Origin of the sequence: Altererythrobacter sp. KTW20L, from assembly GCF_023501975.1 — a bacterium.
In the GTDB taxonomy this organism is placed as follows: Bacteria; Pseudomonadota; Alphaproteobacteria; order Sphingomonadales; family Sphingomonadaceae; genus Alteraurantiacibacter.
Window position 1 is genome coordinate 173,026 of record NZ_JAMFLH010000007.1, and the last position, 23,361, is coordinate 196,386.

At 65.4% G+C, this 23,361-nt stretch carries 21 protein-coding genes and 1 tRNA gene; 5 read left to right on the forward strand and 17 right to left on the reverse strand.

Going from position 1 to position 23,361, the window contains the following annotated elements:
• Positions 1 to 2: 2 nt before the first annotated feature.
• Genes M3P36_RS09050 through M3P36_RS09065 form a run of 4 tightly spaced genes read right to left on the reverse strand, consistent with a single transcriptional unit; the run spans position 3 to position 5,099 of the window.
• Complete coding sequence (locus tag M3P36_RS09050) at positions 3 to 1,463, reverse strand: UdgX family uracil-DNA binding protein (RefSeq protein ID WP_249702931.1); 1,461 nt, start codon at positions 1,461 to 1,463, stop codon at positions 3 to 5.
• Positions 1,460 to 2,704: a putative DNA modification/repair radical SAM protein gene (locus tag M3P36_RS09055; protein ID WP_249702932.1), complete on the reverse strand. Its 1,245-nt coding sequence runs from the start codon at positions 2,702 to 2,704 to the stop codon at positions 1,460 to 1,462. Before M3P36_RS09055 ends, M3P36_RS09050 begins: the two co-directional genes overlap by 4 nt.
• A 48-nt stretch (positions 2,705 to 2,752) precedes the next feature.
• Positions 2,753 to 4,405, reverse strand: a complete 1,653-nt coding sequence (locus tag M3P36_RS09060; RefSeq protein ID WP_249702933.1) for a DUF6504 family protein — start codon at positions 4,403 to 4,405, stop codon at positions 2,753 to 2,755.
• Positions 4,356 to 5,099 (reverse strand): hypothetical protein, encoded by a 744-nt coding sequence (locus M3P36_RS09065; RefSeq protein ID WP_249702934.1) that lies wholly within the window; start codon positions 5,097 to 5,099, stop codon positions 4,356 to 4,358. The genes M3P36_RS09060 and M3P36_RS09065 overlap by 50 nt, the downstream gene beginning before the upstream one ends.
• A gap of 168 nt (positions 5,100 to 5,267) precedes the next feature.
• Here M3P36_RS09065 and M3P36_RS09070 point away from each other — a divergent pair, with 168 nt between their 5' ends.
• The 3 genes from M3P36_RS09070 to M3P36_RS09080 all read left to right on the forward strand — a co-directional run bounded on the left by M3P36_RS09070 (position 5,268) and on the right by M3P36_RS09080 (position 7,821).
• A complete protein-coding gene (locus tag M3P36_RS09070) occupies positions 5,268 to 5,738 on the forward strand; it encodes a pyridoxamine 5'-phosphate oxidase family protein (RefSeq protein WP_249702935.1) in 471 nt (156 codons plus the stop codon).
• Positions 5,739 to 5,793: 55 nt separating this feature from the next.
• Positions 5,794 to 6,663, forward strand: a complete 870-nt coding sequence (panB, locus tag M3P36_RS09075; RefSeq protein WP_249702936.1) for a 3-methyl-2-oxobutanoate hydroxymethyltransferase — start codon at positions 5,794 to 5,796, stop codon at positions 6,661 to 6,663.
• Between the two features lie 84 nt (positions 6,664 to 6,747).
• Positions 6,748 to 7,821 carry a DUF475 domain-containing protein gene (locus tag M3P36_RS09080; RefSeq protein WP_249702937.1) on the forward strand — a complete coding sequence of 358 codons (1,074 nt, stop codon included), beginning with the start codon at positions 6,748 to 6,750 and terminating at the stop codon, positions 7,819 to 7,821.
• Positions 7,822 to 7,833: 12 nt separating this feature from the next.
• Here M3P36_RS09080 and M3P36_RS09085 read toward each other — a convergent pair whose 3' ends face one another.
• The 6 genes from M3P36_RS09085 to M3P36_RS09110 form a co-directional block, all read right to left on the reverse strand.
• Positions 7,834 to 8,796, reverse strand: coding sequence for a bile acid:sodium symporter (locus M3P36_RS09085; protein WP_249702938.1), 963 nt, complete (start codon positions 8,794 to 8,796; stop codon positions 7,834 to 7,836).
• 56 nt (positions 8,797 to 8,852) lie between these two features.
• Positions 8,853 to 10,631: a tetratricopeptide repeat protein gene (locus M3P36_RS09090; RefSeq protein ID WP_249702939.1), complete on the reverse strand. Its 1,779-nt coding sequence runs from the start codon at positions 10,629 to 10,631 to the stop codon at positions 8,853 to 8,855.
• Positions 10,615 to 11,979: a PEP-CTERM-box response regulator transcription factor gene (gene prsR, locus M3P36_RS09095; protein WP_249702940.1), complete on the reverse strand. Its 1,365-nt coding sequence runs from the start codon at positions 11,977 to 11,979 to the stop codon at positions 10,615 to 10,617. Before prsR ends, M3P36_RS09090 begins: the two co-directional genes overlap by 17 nt.
• Entirely contained in the window at positions 11,976 to 14,111 is a 2,136-nt protein-coding gene (prsK, locus tag M3P36_RS09100; protein WP_249702941.1) for an XrtA/PEP-CTERM system histidine kinase PrsK, read from the reverse strand. Before prsK ends, prsR begins: the two co-directional genes overlap by 4 nt.
• On the reverse strand, positions 14,108 to 15,493 hold the full coding sequence (locus M3P36_RS09105; protein WP_249702942.1) for a TIGR03013 family XrtA/PEP-CTERM system glycosyltransferase: 1,386 nt from the start codon (positions 15,491 to 15,493) through the stop codon (positions 14,108 to 14,110). The genes prsK and M3P36_RS09105 overlap by 4 nt, the downstream gene beginning before the upstream one ends.
• Positions 15,494 to 15,564: 71 nt before the next feature.
• Entirely contained in the window at positions 15,565 to 15,852 is a 288-nt protein-coding gene (locus M3P36_RS09110) for a hypothetical protein (protein WP_249702943.1), read from the reverse strand.
• A gap of 140 nt (positions 15,853 to 15,992) precedes the next feature.
• Here M3P36_RS09110 and M3P36_RS09115 point away from each other — a divergent pair, with 140 nt between their 5' ends.
• Positions 15,993 to 16,496, forward strand: coding sequence for a hypothetical protein (locus M3P36_RS09115; RefSeq protein ID WP_249702944.1), 504 nt, complete (start codon positions 15,993 to 15,995; stop codon positions 16,494 to 16,496).
• 22 nt (positions 16,497 to 16,518) lie between these two features.
• Here the strand turns inward: M3P36_RS09115 and M3P36_RS09120 are convergent, their stop codons facing one another.
• The 4 genes from M3P36_RS09120 to efp form a co-directional block, all read right to left on the reverse strand.
• Positions 16,519 to 18,330, reverse strand: coding sequence for an SLC13 family permease (locus M3P36_RS09120; RefSeq protein ID WP_249702945.1), 1,812 nt, complete (start codon positions 18,328 to 18,330; stop codon positions 16,519 to 16,521).
• An 86-nt stretch (positions 18,331 to 18,416) separates the two neighbouring features.
• Positions 18,417 to 18,500 (reverse strand) — tRNA-Leu (locus tag M3P36_RS09125).
• Between the two features lie 54 nt (positions 18,501 to 18,554).
• Complete coding sequence (locus tag M3P36_RS09130; protein WP_249702946.1) at positions 18,555 to 19,376, reverse strand: inositol monophosphatase family protein; 822 nt, start codon at positions 19,374 to 19,376, stop codon at positions 18,555 to 18,557.
• Positions 19,377 to 19,382: 6 nt separating this feature from the next.
• Positions 19,383 to 19,946, reverse strand: coding sequence for an elongation factor P (gene efp / locus M3P36_RS09135; RefSeq protein WP_249702947.1), 564 nt, complete (start codon positions 19,944 to 19,946; stop codon positions 19,383 to 19,385).
• A gap of 124 nt (positions 19,947 to 20,070) precedes the next feature.
• Between efp and M3P36_RS09140 the strand changes: the two genes are divergently transcribed.
• Positions 20,071 to 20,421, forward strand: a complete 351-nt coding sequence (locus M3P36_RS09140) for a hypothetical protein (RefSeq protein ID WP_249702948.1) — start codon at positions 20,071 to 20,073, stop codon at positions 20,419 to 20,421.
• Here M3P36_RS09140 and thiE read toward each other — a convergent pair.
• The 3 genes from thiE to gap are packed head-to-tail and all read right to left on the reverse strand — an operon-like array spanning position 20,418 to position 23,350.
• Positions 20,418 to 21,038 carry a thiamine phosphate synthase gene (gene thiE / locus M3P36_RS09145; RefSeq protein ID WP_249702949.1) on the reverse strand — a complete coding sequence of 207 codons (621 nt, stop codon included), beginning with the start codon at positions 21,036 to 21,038 and terminating at the stop codon, positions 20,418 to 20,420. The genes M3P36_RS09140 and thiE overlap by 4 nt on opposite strands.
• A gap of 57 nt (positions 21,039 to 21,095) precedes the next feature.
• Complete coding sequence (locus M3P36_RS09150) at positions 21,096 to 22,295, reverse strand: phosphoglycerate kinase (RefSeq protein WP_249702950.1); 1,200 nt, start codon at positions 22,293 to 22,295, stop codon at positions 21,096 to 21,098.
• A gap of 47 nt (positions 22,296 to 22,342) precedes the next feature.
• Positions 22,343 to 23,350: a type I glyceraldehyde-3-phosphate dehydrogenase gene (gene gap / locus M3P36_RS09155; protein WP_249702951.1), complete on the reverse strand. Its 1,008-nt coding sequence runs from the start codon at positions 23,348 to 23,350 to the stop codon at positions 22,343 to 22,345.
• Positions 23,351 to 23,361: the final 11 nt, after the last annotated feature.

Genomic DNA, 23,361 nt, shown 5'->3' on the forward strand with positions numbered 1-23,361 from the left:
TGCTAACGCCCGGCTAGCTCCGCCAGCCTGCCCGCCACGGCCGCAAGGTCGGCATCGAACAGCCGCTCCTGTTCCTCGCGCCCTGCTCCGTCGAGCCGGAGCAGGTACGAAGGATGCGCGGTGATCCACAACTCGCTGCCATCGCCCAGCCCATGCGCCCGCCCCCGCTCGCGCGAGATGGACACGGTGCGGCCCAGCATGGAGCGCGCCGCGCTGGCCCCCAGTGCCAGCACCAGTTTCGGCTTTACCAGCGCCCGCTCATCCTCGATCCACCAGCGGCAGGTGTCGATTTCCTTGGCGGTGGGGGACTGGTGGAGCCGCCGCTTTCCCCTCATCACGAACTTGAAGTGCTTAACCCCGTTGGTGACATAGGTCGCCGCCCGGTCGATCCCGGCCTGTTCGAGGTGTTCATCCAGCAAGTGCCCGGCAGGACCAACGAAGGGCCTTCCGGCAAGGTCTTCCTGGTCGCCCGGCTGTTCGCCCACGATCATCAGATCCGCATCCTGCGGCCCCTCGCCCATCACGGCGCGGGTTTCGAGTTCGCCGATGGGGCAGCGGCGGCACATGTGGATCGCCTTGTCGATGGCGGACAGGCTGTCCGGGCGGTCTTCGGGGGCAATGGCTCCGGCATCGATCATGGTCGCCTCGCGGCCCTGCGCGCCTGCCACCAGGTCGGCAATCAGCGCGGTTTCGGGCATGTTCTTCCAGTACTTGCGCGGCATTTCCTTGAGCATGGCCCCGATCTTGAGCCGCGCGGGGTTGAAGATGGAGGCATAGTAGCGCCGCCAGAGTTCCTCCATCGCATCGCCCGCCGGGGCATCGGCCTTCTGCGCGGGTGGCCCCTCGCACAATGCATCGCCATCCCAGTGGAGCGAGCCCTGCGGCGTCAGGATCGACCAGCGCATGTTGGCGAAGCGGCGCACGAAGAACCCGGCATTGGCGCGCAGGATATGATGCTCGGGCTCAAACCAGGCGACGTAGTGCTCGGCGGCTTCCGGCCCCAGCGCATCGGCATCTGTCGGCACGAGGCGGAAGCGGACGAAGGCACGCATCTTGTGCATGTCGCGCCGCACCTGGCGGATGAATTCATCGAGGCGCCGCACATCGGCATCGGCCCGGTCTTCCAGTGCACGCGGATTGCCCTGCAAGCGCCACAGCAGGCGGTAGAGCAGGCCGAAGCGATCCGGGTCCGAATGGCACATTGCAGTCTGCGCCGCCTGGACGAAGGCCTTGCTGGCCCGCACGGCCCGCGCATCGGACGGCGGCGGGGAAAGGCGCGTGTCGCCAGACGCAAACAGACTGCCCGTCGCCCCGGGCTCGATCCAGGCGATCCTGTCGGGCGGCACATCGCACTGCACCAGCCCCCTCGCCCGCTCGCGCCAGAAGGCGAAGTCGTCCGCCTCGGGCAGTTGCACCGCATAGAACGCGCCGAGCCGCGGCTTCAGCTTGCCGCGGGTGGTCATGCCGCGAACAGCTCCAGCTGCTCCTGCTTTGGCGCCAGGAGGCTGCGCAGATCGGCCCCGTCGGTCAGCATAGTGGGCCGCCAGTCGCAGGTGATGATGAACGGGCGGATCTTCGCCACCGAAGTGGTCAGCCTGCCCACATCGTCGAGTCTGAGCGTGCGATGGCGGCGGGTGGCGAGGATCTGGCCCACCGCGCGCGTCCCCAACCCCGGCACGCGCAGCAACATCTCGCGCGAGCTGCGGTTCACATCCACGGGAAAACGCTCACGAAACTTCAGCGCCCAAGCGAGCTTGGGATCGATATCGAGCGGCAGGTTGCCCGCCGCATCGGTCGCCTCGACTACCTCGTGCGGGGCAAAGCCATAGAACCGCATCAGCCAGTCCGACTGGTACAACCGGTGCTCGCGGATCAGCGGCGGGCGCTTCAGCGGCAGCACGGCGCTGGCATCGGGGATCGGGCTGAAGGCGGAATAATAGACCCGGCGCAGGCGAAACCGGCCATAAAGCTGGCTCGCCTTGCCGACGATATCGGCATCGCTGGCGCTGTCCGCCCCCACGATCATCTGGGTGGACTGTCCGGCAGGGGCGAATTTCGGCGCGTGGCGGAAGTGCTTCTTCCCGTCGCGCGCCTCGTCGATCGATGCCTTCATGCCGCCCATTGCGCCTTCGATCATGCCGGCGTTCTTGTCGGGTGCCAGGCGGGTGAGCCCGGCCACGGTGGGCAATTCGACATTGATCGATAGGCGGTCGGCCAGGAGCCCTGCGCGGTGGATCAGGTCGGGCGAGGCTTCGGGAATGGTCTTGAGGTGAATGTAACCACGGAAATCGTTTTCATCCCGCAGGATGCGCGCCACTTCTACCATCTGTTCCATCGTATGGTCGGCGTTCTTGACGATGCCGGAGGAGAGGAACAGCCCTTCGATATAGTTACGCCGATAGAAGCTCAGCGTCAGGTCCGCCACTTCCTGCGGGGTGAACCTGGCACGGACCACGTTCGAGCTCTTGCGATTGACGCAATAATGGCAATCGAAAATGCAGTGGTTGGTCAACAGGATCTTGAGTAGCGAGATGCAGCGGCCATCGGGCGCATAGGAATGGCAGATGCCCATTCCTTCGGTCGAGCCAACACCCTTCCCGCCGCTGGAATTGCGCTTGGAGGTGCCCGACGAGGCGCAGGAGGCATCGTATTTCGCCGCATCGGCGAGGATGGCGAGCTTTTCCAAGGTGCTGGGTCGGGACATTTGTTCTATGTATGTTCTACCGCCGGATTCGCCTAGCGCTTTGTCGGCTCAGGCAAATAATCCCTGCAAGAACCAGTCGGGTATGCCGCCATTGCGATCGGTGCCGCGCCCGTCGCCTGCAAGGCCGGCGCGGAAGATCCAGTAGCGGCGGCCCTCACCATCCTCGATTCGGTAATAGTCGCGCAGGCGGACATGGCCCTTCTCGCGCCACCATTCGGGGGCGATCCTCTCGGGCCCTTCCACCCGCGCCACCTCATGCACGCCGCCCCGCCAGCTGAACCGCCGAGGATGGCCGTCCGGGCTGGCATAGAGCACGGCGATCTTCTCAGGACTATCCAGTAGTTTCAGCGGCCTGGCATGGAAATCGAGCATATGCTGTGAAGCGGGTTCTGGCTCCAGCGCGCTTGCCCAACCTTGCGCGCGTTCGGGCACGTGGCTGCCACGCGGGACCGGACGGCGCACGGCCGCTGCCCCCAGCCTGACCGAAATACGGTCGATACAGGCGGCGAGCGAGGTGCCGTGCTGTTCGGCAGCAGCCTCAAGGTCCGCCTGGGCCAGGGCCAGCGGTTCGGCCCAGCTGGCACTGAGGCGCGCCATCTCGATGCCGAAACCCGCCTCCACATCGTCGAGCCGGGCGGCGAACAGGCGGCAGATGTGGGCTGCATCGCGGGTGGCGGCGGCCAGTTCCAGCCGGCGCAGCACCACCTCGCCATCGACCCGCCACAGCCCCAGTTCGAGCCGCCGTGCCCCGCTGCCCCGCGCCTCCAGTTCGCGCACCAGGTCTGCCGCAAGGTCGGCCAGTACCTGATCCAGCAGCGGGCGGTGACGGATCGGCTCCATCAGGCGGCGCTGCACCAGCGGCATGGCCACGGCGAGGACCGGCAGCAGCGGCTCGGGCACGCGGCCCGCCAATTGGTCGAGCCGGATCAGGGGATTGGCGGCGGGCGAGCGGCGGTTGCGGAAGCGGCGCTGCACTGCGTCGCGGCCCAGTTCCGCCATGTCGCCCACCCGCTTGAGGCCGAGGCGGCGCAGCACCAGCAGCACATCTGCATCAAGCCGCAATGACGCCACCGGCAGGCCGAACAATGCGGCGGCTACGTCTGCCCCCGGCGGCAGGATCGCTGCGGGCGGGCCATAGTGTGCCAGCGCCCAGGCCGCGCCTGCCGTGGGGGCGATGGCGACGCGGGCGGCGAGGCCCTGCGCGGCCAGCCTGTCCTGCACATCGGCTAGCAGCCGTTCCTCCCCGCCAAACAGGTGGGCCACGGCGCTGACATCGACCAGCAGGCCATCGGGCGCATCCATCGCCGACCACGGCCCCCAGCGCTGGGCCCACAGGGCCAGCCGTTCGAGGAAGGCAAGGTCGCCCGCCGGATCGCTCGGCACCACCTGCAATTGCGGGCACAGGGTGCGCGCATCGGCCAGCATCATGCCGGGCGCGGCACCTGCATCTTGCCCGGCAGTATTGGCGGCATCGATCCGCGGGCCGTGCGCGGTTTCGGTGATGAGCGCCAGCGGACCTTCTTCAAGCCCCCTCTTCTTCAGAAGAGGGGGTTGGGGGTGGTGGCGGGATGCAGGCGACGTGGCAGGCGGGCACCACCCCCCGGCCCCCTCCTCTGAAGAAGAGGGGGAGAAAGAGCGCCTGTCTCTGTTCTCAGCCTGCCGCCAGCGATCCAGCGCCAGCGACATGCACCAGATCGCCATGATCCGGCGAGCGGTCCGGCGAGAGGTCTGTGGAGGCGTCTGGCCGCTCGGCGACACGTTCGGCAACAAGGGCCTTTCGGTCATCGCGCAGGATCCATTCGGATGGGGGGTGCATGCGGGCGCGGAACAGGTCGGCGTGCCAGCTTGGCAGGCCGGGGGCGGCGGGGTTCCAGCAGCCGCGCGGCGACGGGGCGGAGCGCACTTCCCAGCGCATGCGGGCCGAGCCAAGGTCGCGCTTGGCATCGTGACGCACCAGGAACAGCGGAATGCCGTGCTTTTCCGCCGCCAGGCTGAGCCGGCGCGAGGCGGTGAGACCCAGTTCGCGCGGGTTGCCGTGGATCTCGCCGATCACACAGGCAAGGTCGCGGCAGCGCATGCCTTCCTCCAGCGCGAACAGCGCATCGGCGGCACCTTTCGCCGCGACATGGATCACCCGGTGGCGCAATTCCGGTGGCAGGCCGGGGCGGTAGGGCCGCCCGGTCTTCTTGCGCGAGGCTTCGTCCTGCACCCACAACAGCGGCCTTTCCTCCAGCCTGTCGTCACCACTGTTGCGCAGGTCATCCAGCGCCAGCGCGAGCGCGCAGGCCACGCCGCCCGCTTCGTGCGAGGGGGCGAAAATCTCGCTGTGCAGCACCCGGCCCTGCCGGCGCGCCAGCCCCGGCCGCCAGCGTGACGCCGCATTGCTGTCGGGCACCAGCTGGGATGCCCTTGGAAGAGAAGAAAGGTCCATGCGAATCGCTCCGATGTTCTATTTATGTTCTCATCGATCGCACTTGGCAACGGTACTTTGGCCGTGGTGCCCTGCCGGAACAAGCCAGCCCCCACACTCGTTGCCGCACCATACCCCAACAGGAGATACCCCATGAGCACTGACGCCGAACTGAAGCAGAAATTCTGGAAGGCGCTGGCCGACAGCCCCTTCGTGTTCCTTGGCCGCGATGGCGAGCCGCACTCGGCCGTGCCGATGACCGCCCAGCTCGACAAGGATGCGACAGGCAAGATCTGGTTCTTCACCACCAAGGACCATCCGCTGGCCAAGATGGGCCCGGCCACGGCCACCTTCAGCGCCAAGGACAACCAGCTGTTCGCCCGCTTTTCCGGCATGCTGACCGAGGAGTACAGCAAGGAACGCCGCAAAATGGAATGGAGCCCGATGATGGATGCCTGGTTCCCCGGCGGCCAGGACGATCCCAACCTGCTGATGCTGCGGATGGACCTGGGCGCAGCGGAGATCTGGAACAGCGACCTCGGCATGGTGGATAACATGAAGATGCTGCTGGGCTTTGACACCCGGGACGATGCGAAGGCCGAGCATACCGAGACGCTGCTCTGACACCTGCCATGGCGGGCGGGCTTGCTGGCAGCAGGTCCGCCCACTAGAAGGGCGCATGTCCACGACCTTCAACCTCGACACATCGACCAGCCGCGCCAATCCCACGCCCCAGCCGATGAAGCGGCTGACCGTGCCGGGTATCCGCACCCGCAAGCAGGATGGCGTGACTGCCGAACCGATCGTGATGCTGACCGCCTACACCGCGCGGCAGGCGCAATTGCTCGATGCCCATTGCGACATGCTGCTGGTGGGGGATTCGCTGGGCCAGGTAATCTATGGCCTGCCCTCCACCGTGCCGGTCACGCTCGACATGATGGCACTGCACGGCGCGGCGGTGGTGCGCGGATCGTACCATGCGGCGGTGATCGTGGACATGCCGTTCGGCTCCTACGAGGAATCGCCCGCACAGGCCTTTGCCAGCGCCTCCACCCTGCTGAAAGCCAGCGGCGCGGCGGGCGTGAAGCTGGAAGGCGGCGCGGCCATGGCGCCGACCGTGGCCTTCCTGACCGAACGCGGCATTCCAGTGATGGGCCACGTCGGCCTCACCCCGCAGGCGGTCAACGTGCTGGGCGGCTATGCCGCACGCGGCCGCAGCGATGCCGAGGCGGACAAGATCATGGCCGACGCCAAGGCGCTGGACGATGCGGGCGCCTTTGCCATCGTGGTCGAAGGCGTGGTCGAACCCATCGCCATCGCGGTGACAGAAGCCGTATCCTGCCCCACCATCGGCATCGGCGCTTCGGCCCGGTGCGACGGGCAGGTGCTGGTGACCGACGACATGCTGGGCATGTTCGAGCGCGTGCCGCGGTTCGTGAAGCGCTACGACAATATCGCCGAAAGCATCGCGAGCGCGGTGAAGGCCTATGCCGCCGAAGTGCGCGACCGGACGTTCCCCGGACCGGACCAGACCTACCAGCCGAAATAAGTGCGGCTCCCAGGCAATTAGGGCAGGCTTGCGCTCGATCACGCGCTGGCCTAGCGGGCGCGCCACACCACAGGATAATTCCGCATGGCCACGCTGCTGCGCTACTATACCTTCTCGATCGTTTTCATGCTCATCTGCTTCGGCCTTGCCATCTGGTATGGCGTGGCGAGCACCGGCACGCTTGGCGGCACGCTGCAGCTGTTGTGGATCGTGCTGATCCTCTCGATCCTGGAAATCTCGCTCAGCTTCGACAATGCCGTGGTGAATGCCTCGATCCTCAAGGAAATGGACGAGGTGTGGCAGCGCCGCTTCCTGATCTACGGCATTGCCATCGCGGTATTCGGCACGCGGATCGTGTTCCCGCTGGCAATCGTGGCCGTGGCCGCCGGGATCGGACCGATGGCCGCGATTGACCTGTCACTCAACAACCCGGCCGAATACGAACGGATCGTTTCGGGCGCCCATGTGGGTATTGCCGGATTTGGCGGTGCGTTCCTGGCCATGGTCGGTCTCAAGTTCTTCTTCGATGCCGACAAGGACGTCCACTGGATCGCCACTATCGAACAGCAGCTGACCAAGGTTTCCGCGCTGCCATCGATCGAGATCGGCCTGCTGCTGCTGGTGCTGTGGGGCATATCCTCGCTGTTGCCCGATGCCGATGCCCTGACTTTCCTCACCGCCGGGTTGACCGGCCTGCTCACCTTCATTGCGGTCGATGCGCTGGGCACATGGCTCGATCTGCGCGAACAGGCGAAGAAGGCCAGCGGCATGGTCGTGCGATCGGGTCTTGGCGGCTTCCTCTACCTCGAAGTGCTCGACGCCTCGTTCAGTTTCGACGGGGTGATCGGTGCCTTTGCCCTGTCCAACAACATGATCGTGATCGCCATCGGCCTGTCGATCGGGGCGATGTTCGTGCGCTCGATGACGGTGCACCTGGTGCGCCAGGGCACGCTTGCGCAGTATCGCTTCCTTGAACACGGCGCGTTCTGGGCGATCATCGTGCTGGGCGGGATCATGCTCACTTCGGCGGTGTGGCATATTCCCGAAGCGATCACCGGGTTGATCGGTGCGGTGCTGATCGGGCTAAGCCTGTGGTGGTCGATACGCCACAAGCGGCGCGAGCAGGTGGTGGAAAGCCAGCAACAGCTGGCCGGCTAGGCCCGCCATCCCCTAAGCTCTGTGCCCCAATCGCTTGGCGAGAGGGGCCGACAGCACCAGTTGCAGCAGGTGATAGACCAGCACCGGCAATAGCAGCAGACCTGCCACGGCAGGCGGGAAAAGCACCGCGGCGAGCGGCGCGCCAAGGGCAATGCTCTTTTGTGCTCCGGCAAACAGGAACGATATGCGGTCCGCTCGCGCCAGGCCCAATGCGCCGCCGAGCAGCCACGATCCGCCAAAGCCGATGGCAAGGAACAGGCTCACCAGCGCCAGCAGCACGGTCCATTGCATAGGGCCTACCAGGCTCCACAGACCCTGCTCCACCGCGCCCGAGAACGCCACATAGACCGCAATGGCGATGGCGATGCGGTCCATCCAGGTCACCACCGGGCGATGGTCCTTCACCCACTTACCGGCAAACCCTTGCGCCAGTTGCCCCAGCACGAATGGCAGCAGCAGGATCAGCGCGATACGCTCCAGCGCGCCAAGGTCGATATCGACCGCAGCAGTACCGGCCAGCAGCGCCAGCAGCGGCGCGGTGATGAAGACGCCCGCCACGTTGATCACTGCGGCGGCCACCACCGACACGGCCACATTGCCTCCCGCCAGCGAAGAATAGGCCGTGGCCGATTGCACGGTGGACGGCAGCACGCCGAGGAACAGCAGCCCCAGTGCCACCTGTTCGGGCAGCACGCCCGCGCCCAGCTTGGCCAGCACCCAGCCCGCCGCGCCCATGCCGATGAAGCACCAGCCCATCAGTGGCAGCAGGAAGCGCAGGTTGCCGATCCCCGCCAGCACCTCGGCCCGGGGCAGGCGGAGGCCGTTGAGCAGGAACAGCAGGAAGATCGCACCATCCGATATGCCGCGCGCAATCACCCGCCCCTCCCCCGTTACCGGCAGAACCGAGGCAAGGAGGATCGCCAGCAGCAGCAGGCGGACCAGCGGATCGAACGGAGCGAGCAGGCGAGCGAGCATTGGCTTGCAGTGGCGTGGGAAAGGCAGGCTGTCTAGGCACTCGCCAACAGATGGAATTACTGCGAGGGCGCAATCCCCCTGCCCGCCGCCTTGCCCAGCAGGACGGCAGATGCCGCCTCGTTCCCCGCCATCGCATTGATCCGTCCGAACACCTGCGCCACACGGGCATTGCCGCGCTGGAGCGTGTGGGCGGCGGCGGCACTGTCCAGCGCCCGGTCAGGGTTGCCGATCAGGGCCTCCATCTCCGCAAGGTCTGCCAGCAGCAGCGGATCGCGCGGTCCGACCCCTATGGACGCGGCGTAGCGCAGCAGCGCGGTGGCGCGCGCCGGATTACCCGCGTCGCGCTGCATCCGGCCAAGCAGGGCGGCGGCCTGTTGCTGGCGCGGGTTCTGCGCCAGGTGGGCGGCAAGCAGGTTGCGCGCATCGGCTCCCTGCCCTTCTGCCGCCAGGGCCGCGACCATCCGCCGCACCAGCGGCCAGTCGGCGCGGACCGTACCCGCCTGTCGATAGTGCTCCAGCGCTGCGGCATTGTTGCCGGACAGCAGCTCCACGTCGCCTGCCACCACCTGCAGGTCCGCCGAACCGGCAAACTGCCCGAGGAAGCCCGCCACCATGGCACCAGCCTCATCGGCACGACCCTCGGACAGCATCTGGCGCATCTGGAGCACCGGGTTCTCGGGAAATTCTATCCGCCCCGATCCATCGCGCGGCAGAAAGGCAGGTAGCGGATTGGCCGAGGCACGGGCGAGCCGGGCTGCCCGGTCGAGATACTGCCCGGCCCGGTCGCGCTCTCCCCGTTGCTCGTGCGCGCGGGCTGCCAGGAGCAGCATATAGGGCGTTGCATCGGGGCGCTGGGCATGGGGCTCCAGCAGGGCAATCGCCACGTTCGCTTCGCCGTTGGCCACCAGAGCGCGGGCATACATCAGCAGTGCAGTGTCATTGAACGGCTGGAGGCGGCGCAGTTCATTGAACTTTTCCGCCGCGACTGCCGGATTGCCCGACCGGTATTCGAGTATGCCGGTGACCGTCAGCCCCACGGCAGTAGCATCATAGACGCCCCCGGTGCGCCACCACAGGCGCCGCGCCAGATCATCCTCACCCGCCCGCGCCGCCAGCACGGCCTGGAGGAAAAATCCCATCAGTGCCCGGTCGTCCTCTTCCAGCAGCGCCCGCACCACCACCAGCATTCGTGCATTTTCGCCCGCATCGCCCAGCGTGGCGGCATAGTGCCCCATCAGCTCCACGTCGTCGGGCGACAGCTCCAGCGCCCGGCGGAACAGCGGCAGCGAGGCGCGCAGGCCCTCTGCATCGCGGGTCAACTGGGCAAGGAATTCGAGCGCGCGCGGGTCTTCCCCGTCCAGTTCCACCGCGCGGCGTGCCGCTTCCAGGGCAAGCTGGTGATCGCCGATGCGGTAGCGCATGCGTCCGATATCGACCCACAGCGGCGCGGTTTCACCGCCCAGGGCCAGGCGCTGTTCATAGGCCGCGATGGCAGCGGCGAAGTCTTCCTCCGACACTTCCAGCCGGGCCAGCGCATGGAGCCCGCGGGCGCGGGTCTCGGCGGAAAAGTCCGCCTCGCCCAGCCATTGCCGGGCATCGGCGAAATCGCCCTGCAACAGCTCGCCCTCGCCCACCAACGCAGCCACCGCGGCGCGCGGCGCGCCCTCCTCCAACGCGCGCTTGCCCGCCAGTTCGGCCGCCACGCCATCCCCGCGCTCCAGCGCCTCCAGCGCTTCGGCAATGGCGTCATCGCCCGGCGCAGCCGCCAGCGGAGCGGCCAGCACAGCCGCACCCAGCAACAGCGCAACAAGGAGACGTTCAGGCTTGCAGGTCATACTGCTTGAGCAGGTCATACAGGGTTGGCCGGCTGATCCCGAGCAGCTTGGCCGAGCTCGAGATGTTGCCCTCGCTGCGGGCCAAGGCATGGCGGATCACCTTGCGGTCGGCCTGTTCGCGTGCGCTCTTGAGGTTGAGCACGCCAGCCCCCTCTTCGTCTGCGCCCAGGTCAAGATCGGCCGCCGTCACCAGCTTGCCATCGGCCATGATGACCGCGCGCTTCACCCGGTTTTCCAGCTCGCGCACATTGCCCTGCCACGGCCAGCCATCGATTGCCGCCAGGGCGTCGGGAGCAAGCCCGCTGACCGACGGGTTCATCTCCTCGGAAAAGCGCTTGAGGAAGGCCTTGGCCAGCAGCACCGCATCTCCCGGCCGTTCGGCCAGCGAGGGAACCTTGATGACCACTTCGGCCAGACGATAGAACAGGTCTTCACGGAAGGTGCCTGCGCCGATCATCTGTTCGAGGTTCTGGTGTGTGGCGCAGACGATTCGGGTGTCGACATCGATCTGTTTGCGCCCGCCGATCCGTTCGATCACCCGCTCCTGGATGAAGCGCAGCAGCTTGACCTGCAGCGGCAGCGGGATATCGCCCACTTCGTCGAGGAACAGCGTGCCGCCATTGGCCAGCTCGATCTTGCCTTCGGTGGTCTTGACCGCGCCGGTGAACGCGCCTTTCTCGTGGCCGAACAGTTCGCTTTCCAGCAGGTTTTCCGGAATCGCCGCGCAGTTGATGGCGATGAACGATCCGTTCCGCCGGTCGCTGGCATCGTGCAGCCCGCGCGCCAGCAGTTCCTTGCCGGTGCCGCTGGCGCCGAGCAACATGACCGAGACATTGGTGTTGGCCACGCGCTCGATGGTGCGCGCCACTTTCACCATCTCGGGCGCGGCGGTGATCATCCGGCCCAGCACGCGGTTGCCCTCACCCGTCCGCTCAGCCAGCAGCCGGTTCTCCGCCTCAATCTGGTGCAGGTTGAAGGCACGCCGCACAATCAGGCCCAGTTGTTCGATATCAACCGGCTTCTGGTAGAAATCATAGGCCCCGCGTTCGATGGCATTGAGCGCGGATTCCCGCGCACCATGGCCGCTGGCCACGATCACCTTGGTATCGGGTTTCAGCGCCATGATCGCATCGAGCACGGCAAAGCCCTCGGTCGTGCCATCGGGATCCGGTGGCAGTCCAAGGTCCAGCGTGACCACGGCGGGTTCCTCAGCCCGCAAGGCGGCAATGGCGCTGTCGCGGTCGCCCACGATGACAACTTCGAAATCGTCATAGGCCCATTTGAGCTGGGCCTGCAGGCCCTCGTCGTCCTCGACGATCAGGAGCTTGGGTTTGGCGTTCGTCTTCATGCGACCTCCGCGGATGTGCCGGACGTGTCGCTGTCCGTGCTGTCATTGATTGCTGTCATCATGTGGGTTGTGGTGGCGAGCGGTAGCCGCACGAGGAAACGCGTGCCGATGCCTTCGCGCGATTCCACGTCGAGCCGCCCGCCCATTGCGCGGACGAGTTCGCGTGCCTCGAAAGCGCCGATGCCGAAGCCGCCCTGCTTGGACGAATGGAACGGTCGGAACAGCCGCGTGCGGATGAATTCCGGGCTCATGCCCGAACCCGAATCCACCACTTCGATCACCGCGTTGGCGCCGTCGGTCCGCATATCGAGGAACACCGGCGCGCCCTCGCCGCTCGCTTCGATGGCGTTCTGCACCAGGTGGACCAGCGCCTGTTCCAGCCCCTCCGCATCGCCGCGCACGGTGCAGGCATCGCGGTCGAGGAGGACCAGCTGGTCTCGCGCCTCATATTGCCGCGCCACCTTTGCCAGCACCTGGTCGAGCTCGAACATCGCCAGCGGCCCGTGGCCCTGCCCGCCATAGCGGCCCAGCCGGTGCAGCAGCCCTTGCAGCTTGTCGGTCGAATTCTTCAGCGTCAGGATCATGTCGGCCCGGAAGGCCGGCTTGTCGGCATGGATCTCGGCGTTGCGCGCCAGCAGCGAAAGCTGGCTGGCAAGGTTCTTGATATCGTGCATCACGAAAGCAATGCGGCGGTTGAATTCGTCGAACCGCTGCGCTTCGCCCAGCGCATCCTGGCTGGTCTGTTCGGCCAGATAGCTCGCCAGCTGGCGGCCGATCACCCGCAGCAGGTCAAAGTCCTCCCAGTCGAGCATCCGCGCGATCGGCGGGCGCGACAGGACGACCACGCCCACCAGCCGCTCGAAATGGAGCAGCGGGACCAGTGCCCAGGCATTGTCATCCGCCAGCAGCCAGCCGGGAATGGCGGCGGGCGGGATATCCTGGGTACGTCCGGCGCGAATATCGTCGAGATCGAGGATGAACTGGCTCTCCTCGAAGAACCGCATACCGGCCAGGTCCATTGCGGGCGCGGGTACTTCGATCTGCGGCCAGTTCCAGCGCGCGGCAATGGCCAGCCCGCCCTCCTCGCGCGGAGTGAGCAGCAGCCCCGAGGCGCTGTCGGTGATATCGGCCACGGCCTGGACCGCACGCTCTGGCAGCGGCGCGGCCTGGGGTCCGGCGCGGCCGATTGTATCGGTAAAGCGCAGCCATTCGGCCCGATAGTCATAGCGATGCTGGAACAGGTTTTTCGCCACGGTCACCCGCAGCCAGCCGCGCACCTTCTTGGACGGGATAAGCGCCAGGACCAGTGCCGTCGCCATCAGCACGAAGACCGCCTGCAGCACGCGCGACCAGTCGCTGCCGGCATAGGCAATCGCCTGGGCGATCAGCACCATCAGCACAAGGTAGCCACCGATTACGCCCAGCGAGAACGAACGGAAGGCAAAGCTGCGCGATGGCTGGAACCGCAGCTCGCTCTGGCTGCGCACCGTGCCATAGCCCATCAGAGCCACTAACACGACCATGGCCAACCCGCGCAGGTCCACCAGCGGCATGGGGAAGGCATGGGCAAGATAGGTGATGGTGTAGAGATTGAGGTCGAACAGCCACAGCAAGGCCAGCGCGGCAGCCGGCCAGCGCAGGGAAGAGCGCGCCTGCTGCGCGGCCCCGGCATAAAGGTTGTGCACCAGCACCAGGGCGCCGATGCAGAACAGCAGGCGGAACGTCACCGCGAAGGTGAGGATCAGGTCATAGGTCGCAGGCGGCGCGGCATACTGGATGCGCACGAGCGTGAGCGCGATCTGGGCAAATTCGACAAAGGCCAGGGCATAGACCACCGGGCGGATCGGCTTGAGCGTGGTGTCGCGGCTGTCATGGGCGAACAGGCCGAACAGCAACCACAGCCAGGCGAGGTAAGTGGCACTGATCCCCAGTTGCACCAGCTCGTTCTGCGGCCCCAGGGAGACCGTCCCCAGCGCCCACAACGCGCTCAGGGCCAGCGCCAGGTTGACCTTGGCAAGCAGCGATCCCGCCGCCTCGCGATGCGAAGCATGCCACAGGGCGAGGATGATCGCCCCGCAGGCGGCAAGGATATGAGACCCCTGCGCCGCATAGTGCCAGACCAGTTCCATCATCGCGCACCTTCGGGCCACAGGACCACCCGCAGGGTCTGCAGCAGGATCAGCAGGTCGAGGAACGGCGTGTAGTTCTTGGCATAGTAGAGGTCGTATTCGAGCTTGTGGCGCGAATCCTCGATCGATGCGCCATAGGGATAGTTGATCTGTGCCCAGCCAGTGATGCCAGGCTTCACCATGTGGCGTTCGGCGTAATAGGGCAGCTTTTCTTCCAGATCGTCCACGAACTGCGGCACTTCGGGCCGCGGGCCGACAAAGCTCATCTCGCCTTTCAGCACGGTCCAGACCTGCGGCAGCTCATCGATCCGCAGCTTGCGGATCAGGCTGCCCACGCGGGTGACACGTGGATCGGACTTCTGCGCCCACTGCGCCCCATCCTTTTCCGCATCGGTGCGCATCGAGCGCAGCTTGATGAGCGTGAATGTCTGGCCATAGAGCCCCACGCGCCGCTGGCGGAAGAAGGCCGGCCCCTTGCTGTCCAGTTTCACCGCCAGGGCGAACAGCGCAATCAGCGGGAAGCTGAGGACCAGCAGCAACAGGCTCGCCACAATGTCGAACACCCGTTTCATCGCGCCCGACAACATGCGGCTGGAAGAAAAACCGTCGGAGAAGATCAGCCACGAGGGGTTGAGCGTGTCGAGATCGACCCGCCCGGTCTCGCGCTCCAGGAAGCTGGAAAAGTCGTTCACGTGGACGCCCAGCGTCTTGATGCGCAACAGGTCCTTCAGGGGCAGGGCATTGCGCCGTTCCTCAAGCGCCAGCACCACCTCGCTTGCGCCAAGGTTGGCGACATGGCGCTGCAGGTCATCGATGGCGCTGCGCTGGATCGCCTGCTCGATCACCGGATTGTTCGCCCCCATGCCGACAAAGCCGACCACCACAAAGCCGCTCTCTGGCCGTTCGCCCAGCTTCTGGATGCGCTGCGCCCGGGGCCCTGCACCCAGCACCATCACCCGGCGGCGGAATGCCGAATTTCCCAGGATACCGCCTACAATCATGCGGTTCAGCATCAGGAAGGCCAGCGAAAGGCCCATGGAATAGAGCAGGATCGAGCGCCAGAACGTGTGGCCAGGCAGCAGGAAATCGAGGAATGCCAGGCCCAGCACCGACAGGCTTAGCGCCACCAGCAGCCGTGCCGCGGCGAACCGCAGCGACCGCAGTGAATCCGGCCCGAACACGCCGACCGCGATCATTGCTGCCAGCGTCACAGCAGCAATCCCGGCAATTACCGGGGCACGTTCGACCAGCGGCTCCGCGTCCATGCCGATCTGCGCGGCGCGGAACGTCCAGGCAATGTTCGTCGCCAGCAGCAGCAGGACGAAGTCGATCAACCCCAGCAGCAGGACAGCATGCGGCACATAATGTTTGAACAACCGGATCATGGCCGCGAGGATTAGCGGCCAGAGGTGAAATGTCGGTAAACTTTACAACAGGGCAGGCCTGACGCTCCCAATCACTCGGTCAGGTTATCGACACCCTGTTCAACAGCATCGCCGACCTGGCTGGCGGCAGTGCCAACTTCGGCAGCAGCCCCGGCCACTGCATTGTCCTTGGCAACTTCGGCGGTGCCCATCTGGTTGAAGATCACCAGCGCCGCCACGGCAATGATCGCCACCAGCAGGATCAGCCAGATAAAGCCCATGGAGCCGCGCCGTTCGGGGGCGGGATCGCGGACGATCGTGGTGTGGGTGTGGGTCGCGCCATCGTCGTCGTGGATCTCGGTGATGCGTTCTTCGCTCATGGTGTTCTCCCGGCTCTATCGGGCAACAACCGTTGGCTCCCGTGACAGTTCCGGCAGGGCGAATACCGGTGGCTGGGGAAGCTCGTATTAACCACGATCAACCAGCGCAAGGTTAACGCCTTGGCTATAATGGCAGGCTCATGGCACAGATCAGAAAACCCCCGGTCACGGCCAAGTTGTACCGGCACTTTGCTGCGGTGACGATTGTCCTCGCCCTGGGCCTGGCCTTTATAGCTGGCGGCAACGAGGGCGAGGAACCGGTGCGATCCGCTGCTGCCGCACCAAATGCCACGGCCACTCCTGCCCCTCGCCCGGCAGCCACCCCGGCCTATGGCCAGGCGCAGCTTGTCGATTCCGGCGGCAGCGGCGGTTTCGGCTCCGAAGCGGGGATCCGCACCGGGGGGAGCGTGAATCGCAGCCGCTACATGCAACCGGTCGTCGGCACCGACCTCCCGCCCGCCAATTCCGAGAACGCAGGCTTCACCATGGCCTATCTCAATTCGCTGAGTGACGAAGAACTGGAGGCCTTGCTCCAGGCTTTGCGCGATGCCGGGATCACTGACGATGCCGAGCGGCGGAGGGCAGCGGCAGTCATGGAAGCCGCCTCGCGCCGCCGCAGCGGGCAGCTTCCGCGGCAGGAATAGCTTAGCAAAGAGCCCTGGCGGATCAGAGCAGGGTGATGATGGCCCAAGATGCAGCCAGACCCACGACAATGTTCATCGGCACGCCTATCTTAACGAAATCCATGAAGCGATAGTTGGCCGCACCATATACCAGCGTATTGGTCTGGTAGCCGATCGGTGTCGCAAAACTGGCACTGGCACCGAACATCACGGCTACCACCAGTTGCCGCGCATCGATGTCGAGCACGCCTCCCAACGCAATGACAATCGGCGTCATGATGACTGCCACCGCATTGTTGGTCACCGTTTCCGTCAGCAGGCTGGATACGGCGTAGACCGTGACGACCAGCAGCAGGGGCGACATCTGGGCCAGGTAAGGCTGGATGGAACTGACAATCAGATTGACGGTGCCGGCGTTTTCCAGCCCCTTGCCGAAGGCCAGCATACCGAAAATCAGCACCAGCGTGTTGCCGTCGATCGATTCCCAGGCTTCTTCCGGTTCAAGACAGCGGAACAGCAGGACAATTCCCACGGCCGCCAATGCCAGTCCTTCGATCGGCCAGCCGAGCAGGGCTGCCAGCAGGACAACTCCTGCCAGGGCAGCGATGGCGATAGGGGCCTTGCGGCGGCGAAAAGCGCGGATCGGCGCTTCGGCCACATCGGCCAGCCCCACATTTGCCTGCAGCGCCTGCGCAGCGTCGGTCCCGGCAGCGATCAGCAGGCGGTCCCCCGCCCTCACGCGCACATTGGCCAGATCGGGACCGGCCACATGTCGGGGACGAGACAAGCCTAGCACCCTGACATTGAGGCGCGACAGCAAGGGGATGTCGGCAAGGCGCCGTCCGATGATCGGATGGGAAGAAGATATTACCGCCTGCACCAGCTGGAGGTCTTTGGGGCGATCCGCCCCGGATGTCGCAATACCACCGCCAACGCCGGTAAGGCCTGTCCGGAAGTCGTGTGCCTCGGCCAGCGACGCCAATTCGACAGGACTGGCGGCAACGATCAGCTGGTCGCCCGCGCTCAGTTCCCACTCCTCGAAGCCGCTCCGCTCGATTTCCTTTCCGCGCTGGATGCCGATCAGGCGAATGCCCGGCCGCCGGAAAAACTCGGACTGCCCAACCAGTTGGCCGACCAGCAAGCTGTCGGGATTGAGTTGTAGGTGCGAGAGGTAGGAATCGCTTTCGCCCCGCTCCGTCAAGCCGTGCGCTGCCCTATCGGGCAACAGGAACGTGCCCGTAGCAAGGAGCAGCAGCAGACCTGCGGTGGCGCTGACCAAACCGACAATGCTGATCTCGAAAATTCCGAACGCGGCCATACCTTGCTGCTGGGCTACCCCATCCACCAGGAGATTGGTGGAGGTGCCAATCAGGGTCAGAGTGCCGCCCAGGATCGAGATGTAGGATAGTGGGATCAAAAGGCGCGTGGCTGCCACGCCCAGCACGCGGGCAAGGCGTTGGATGATCGGAATCATCACAATCACCACGGGCGTATTGTTCATGAATGCCGAAGCCAGCATGGTGCCCGCTCCGATCTCGGTCACCGCCAAGCGGGGACTGCGCATGGTCCGGCGAACAACCCAGCCGGAGATGGCTTCCAGCGCACCGGTCCGCAACAAGGCCCCGCTGAGAACGAACATGGCAGCAATAGTAATGGGCGCGGTATTGCTGAACACCGACAGCAGTTCACCGGTCGTCAGGAAGCCCAGGACCATCATCACCAAGCCGCCCAGCACCGCTATTACCACGGGAGGCCGCCGCTCCATTGCAAAGGCAACGAAGGTAGCAACCAACAGCGCCAGTCCAATGTAGGCACGGTAATCAGGGACCAGCAATTCAAGCAAGGTTCCGCTCACCTCCAGGGTATCAAAGCTGCACTTGCTCCGGCTTCATCGAACGGTGCCGGAGATCAAGTGCGACGATCACGATGCAGTAAAAGGCGTGGTACCCCTGGCCGGACTCGAACCGGCACTTCAAAGAAACTCGATTTTGAGTCGAGCGCGTCTACCAATTCCGCCACAGGGGCCTTGTTCCCGCCGGTTAGCGGGGCATGAGCTCAGGTTCAAGCAAATCAGGTGGATCAGGCCTTGAGCGCTTCGGCCATGATCTTGTGCATCCGCGAGTGCAGCGGATCATTACCGGCGATGATCTGCTTGTCGCAGATCGGCAGCGAGCGCCCGCGATAGTCGGTCACGAAGCCCCCCGCCTCGCGCACCAGCAGGCAACCTGCGGCCGTATCCCACGGCGCGAGATCGCTTTCCCAGAACCCGTCGAAGCGGCCCGCAGCGACCCATGCCAGATCGAGCGAGGCCGCGCCGAAGCGGCGGATGCCCGCGATCTGCGGACCGAGCGCCGCATAGACCTTGACCCATTCAGCGAAGTTGCCGTGTCCCTGATATGGCATTCCGGTAGCGATCAGCGCCTCGTCCAGATGCCGCCGCCCGGACACCCGCAGGCGGGCATCGTGCAGCCAGGCACCGCGGCTCTTCTCGGCCCAGAAGGTCTGGTCGGTAATCGGCTGGTAGACCACGCCCGCAGTCACCTCGCCCCAGCCCGAGCCATCGAGCTTGGGTTCCTGCGCGGCGATGGAAATGGCGAAGTGCGGGATGCCGTGGAGGAAATTGCTGGTGCCATCGAGCGGATCGATCACCCAGCGCGGCTTGGTCGGGTCACCCGCAATCTCCCCACCCTCTTCCATCAGGAAGCCCCAGTCGGGCCGCGCCGCCAGCAGTTCGTCATAGATCGTGCGTTCCGCCGCCTGGTCGGCGCGGCTGACGAAATCGGACGGGCCCTTGCGCGAGACCTGGAGGTGTTCGACCTCCCCGAAATCGCGCCGCAGCCGGCCACCCGCCTTACGGGCAGCCTTTTCCATCACGCGGATCAAACCTGAAAGTACAGCCATGTAGGATCAGCCCGCCTTGCCGACGTAGGCCTGCTCATAGACATCGACCACGATCCGCGTGCCCGCGCCGATGTGCGGCGGCACCATGATGCGCACCCCGTTGTCGAGGATCGCCGGCTTGTAGCTGGACGAGGCAGTCTGCCCCTTCACCACGGCATCGGCTTCCACGATCATGGCTTCCACCGTGGTCGGCAGTTCGACACTGATGGGCTTTTCATCCCACAGTTCCAGCTTCACCTGCATGCCGTCCTGGAGGAAGGCGCGGGCATCGCCGAGGAGGTCCGAAGGCAGGGTAATCTGCTCGTAAGTGTCCTGGTCCATGAACACCAGCATCTCGCCGTCTTCATAGAGGAACTGGTAGTCCTTGGTGTCGAGCCGGACTTTCTCCACCGTGTCGGCGCTGCGAAAGCGGACGTTGGTCTTGCGGCCGTCCTGCAGGTTCTTCATTTCGACCTGCATATAGGCCCCGCCCTTGCCCGGCTGGGTGGCCTGGATCTTGGACACCTTCCAGATGCCGCCCTCGTATTCGAGGATGTTGCCGGGACGGATATCAACGCCGCTGATCTTCATGGGATACGGGCCTTCGTAAAGTCGGGGAATTTCGGGTAGCGCGCGCCCTAGCCCCAAGCGGCCATTTGGGCAAGGGCGGCAATCGTTCATGACCTTGCAAGCCAGTGGTGCTAAGGGCTGCGGGATGAGACTGACGCTTATCCTTGGCGCTGCGGCGATTGCCGCCCTGGCGCTTCCCGCTTTCGCCCAGGGCCAGATCGGCACGATCGAACGCGGGCAGTATATGTGCGAACTGCCCGGCGATGCGGGGGGTCAGGTGGGAATCCGCCAGCCCGACGAGGATTTCCGTATCGCCAGCGCCAGCCGCTATCGCTCGGCCCAGGGTGACGGAACCTACCTCAGGCGCGGCAATGTGGTGACGATGAGCAGCGGCCCGCGCAACGGCACGCAGTACCGCATCATTTCGGCCACCTTCCTGCGCAAGATCGAGAACGGCGAGCCGGGGCCGCTGCGCTGCTTCTGGCGGGAACGCTAGGCTCTCAGCACTTCGGCAAAGGCCCCCACGGTTGCCGCCTCGTCACCGTTCCACACCGCGCCCGACACGGCGAGGAAATCGGCGCCTGCCTCCACCAGCGGGCGGCAGTTTGCAGGGGTGATGCCGCCGATGGCGACACAGGGGATCTCGAACAGGCCGGACCACCATTCGACAAGGTCGACTTCGGCCTTGTGCTCGCTCGCCTTGGTCGTGCTGGGGAAGAACGCACCGAAGGCCACATAGTCCGCGCCATTGTCGCCCGCTTCCATGGCGAGGTGGCGGCTGGCATGGCAAGTGACGCCGATCTGCGCCTCGCGGCCCAGGATCTCGCGCGCTTCCTTTGCATTGCCATCGCCCTGCCCCAGGTGCACGCCATCGGCAACGATACGCTTGGCCAGTGCCACCGAATCGTTGACGATAAAGGCCACATCCCGCTCGGCACAGATGGCCTGCAACGGTTCGGCGAGGCGCGCCGCTTCGTGCTGATCAAGTTCCTTCACACGAAACTGGAAGGCGGCGACCACCCCCTCTCCTGCATCGAGGGCGCGGATGAGGCGTTCGGGAAAGTCACCACCCACTTCAAGGGGTGAAATCAGATAGAGCTGGCACTGGGTCATGCCCCGCCCCTTAGCCGAGCGCTGCGCGGGTGCCAATCGGCCTCATCACAGGCAGGATCAGGCGGTCAGCGCCGCCACGCCGGGCAGTTCGCGCCCTTCCATCCATTCGAGGAAGGCGCCCCCCGCAGTCGAGACATAGGAGAAATCGCCCGCAACGCCCGCATGGTTGAGCGCGGCCACGGTGTCACCGCCGCCTGCCACCGACACCAACGAGCCTTCCTTGCTCAGTGCCGCAGCCGTGCGGGCGAGCGCCACGGTGGCGGTGTCGAACGGCGGGATTTCGAAGGCTCCCAACGGGCCGTTCCACACCAGTGTGCGGCAGGTCTTGAGCACGTCGCCCAAGGCAACGGTGGCTTGCGGGCCGACATCGAGGATCATCTCGTCCGCCGCCACTTCGTGCACGTTGCAGGTGCGCAGCGAAGCGGGGTTGGCGGCGAATTCCTTTGCCACCACCACGTCATAGGGCAGGTGGACGATGCAGCCGCTGGCATCGGCCGCGTCCATGATAGCCTCGGCCTTGGCGGCAAGGTCATGCTCGCACAGGCTCTTGCCGACATCGACCCCGCGCGCGGCGAGGAAGGTGTTGGCCATGCCGCCGCCAATGATCAGGTGCTGCACCCGGCCCACCAGGTGTTCGAGCACGGCCAGCTTGGTGGAGACCTTGGCTCCGCCCACAACCGCGGCAACGGGCTTTTCGGGATTGCCGAGGGCCGCATCGAGCGCCTTCAGTTCGGCTTCCATCGATCGTCCGGCATAGGCCGGCAGCAATTGCGCCAGCGCATGGGTGCTGGCGTGAGCGCGGTGTGCGGCGGAGAAGGCATCGTTGACATAGAGGTCCGCATTGACCGCGATGCTGCGGGCCAGTTCGATGTCGTTGGCCTCCTCGCCCGGCCAGAAGCGGGTGTTCTCCAGCAGGCCTACATCGCCGGGGCGCAGAATGTCGATCGCCTGGGCGGCAACCGGACCGGCCAGTTCGGGAATGAACATGACCTCGCGGCCAAGCACCTCTTCGACCGCGCCCTGCACCATCGACAGCGACATGGTCGAATTGCGCGCGCCCTTGGGGCGGCCGAAATGCGCCAGCAGCAGCACCTTGGCGCCCTTATCGGCCAGCTCCAAGATGGTCGGAGCAACCGCCTCGGCGCGAGTAAGGTCGGTTACCGCGCCGTCGGCCATCGGCATGTTCAGGTCCACCCGCACCAGCACCACCTTGCCGGTGAGATCGCCGCCGATATCGTCGAGGGTCTTGAAAGCCATGGCCTTACTCCAGATTCCCCTCCCGAAGGCGGGAGGGCAACTTCACGTTACATCAGTTTCGCCATCACCCCGGCAGTATCGATCATGCGGTTGGAGAAGCCCCACTCGTTGTCGTACCACGATACCACGCGGGCCAGCTTGCCTTCCATCACCGAGGTTTCGAGGCTGTCCACGGTGGAGCTGGCCGGATGGTGGTTGAAATCAGACGAGACCAGCGGCTTATCGGTATAGTCGAGCACGCCCTTCATGGCACCGTCGGCAGCAGCCTTCAGTGCGGCGTTGAGCTCGTCCTTGCTGGTGTCGCGGCCAGGCACGAAGACCAGATCCACCAGGCTGACATTGGGCGTGGGCACGCGGACCGACGATCCATCCAGCTTGCCTTTCAGTTCGGGCAGCACCAGGCCCACCGCACGGGCCGCGCCGGTGGTGGTCGGGATCATGTTTTGCGCCCCGCCGCGCGCACGGCGCATGTCGGAATGCATCTGGTCGAGCATACGTTGGTCATTGGTGTAGGAGTGGATCGTGGTCATGAAACCGCGCTCGATCCCCACCAGCTCGTGCAGCACCTTGGCGACAGGAGCCAGGCAGTTGGTAGTGCAGCTGGCGTTGGACACGATCACGTCGTCCGCCGTCAGGATATCGTGGTTCACGCCATAGACGACCGTGGCCGAAACGCCGGTGGCCGGCGCCGAGATCAGCACCCGCTTGGCACCTGCATCGAGGTGCGGCTTGGATGCATCATGCGACTGGAAGAAGCCGGTGCATTCCAGCACGATATCCACGCCCATCGCCTTGTGCGGCAGGTCGCCCGGGTTGCGTTCGCTGGTGACCGCAATGGTCTTGCCGTTGACCACCAGGTTGCTGCCATCGACCTCGACCGTGCCGGGGAAGCGGCCATGGGTGCTGTCGAAGCCGAACAGCAGGGCATTGGCCTTGGTGTCGGCCAGATCGTTGATCGCTACCAGCTCAAGGTCGTGGTCGTCGCGCTCGAGGATGGCACGGGCGACCAGGCGGCCGATGCGTCCGAAACCGTTGATGGCTACCTTCGTCGTCATGGAACCTGTCT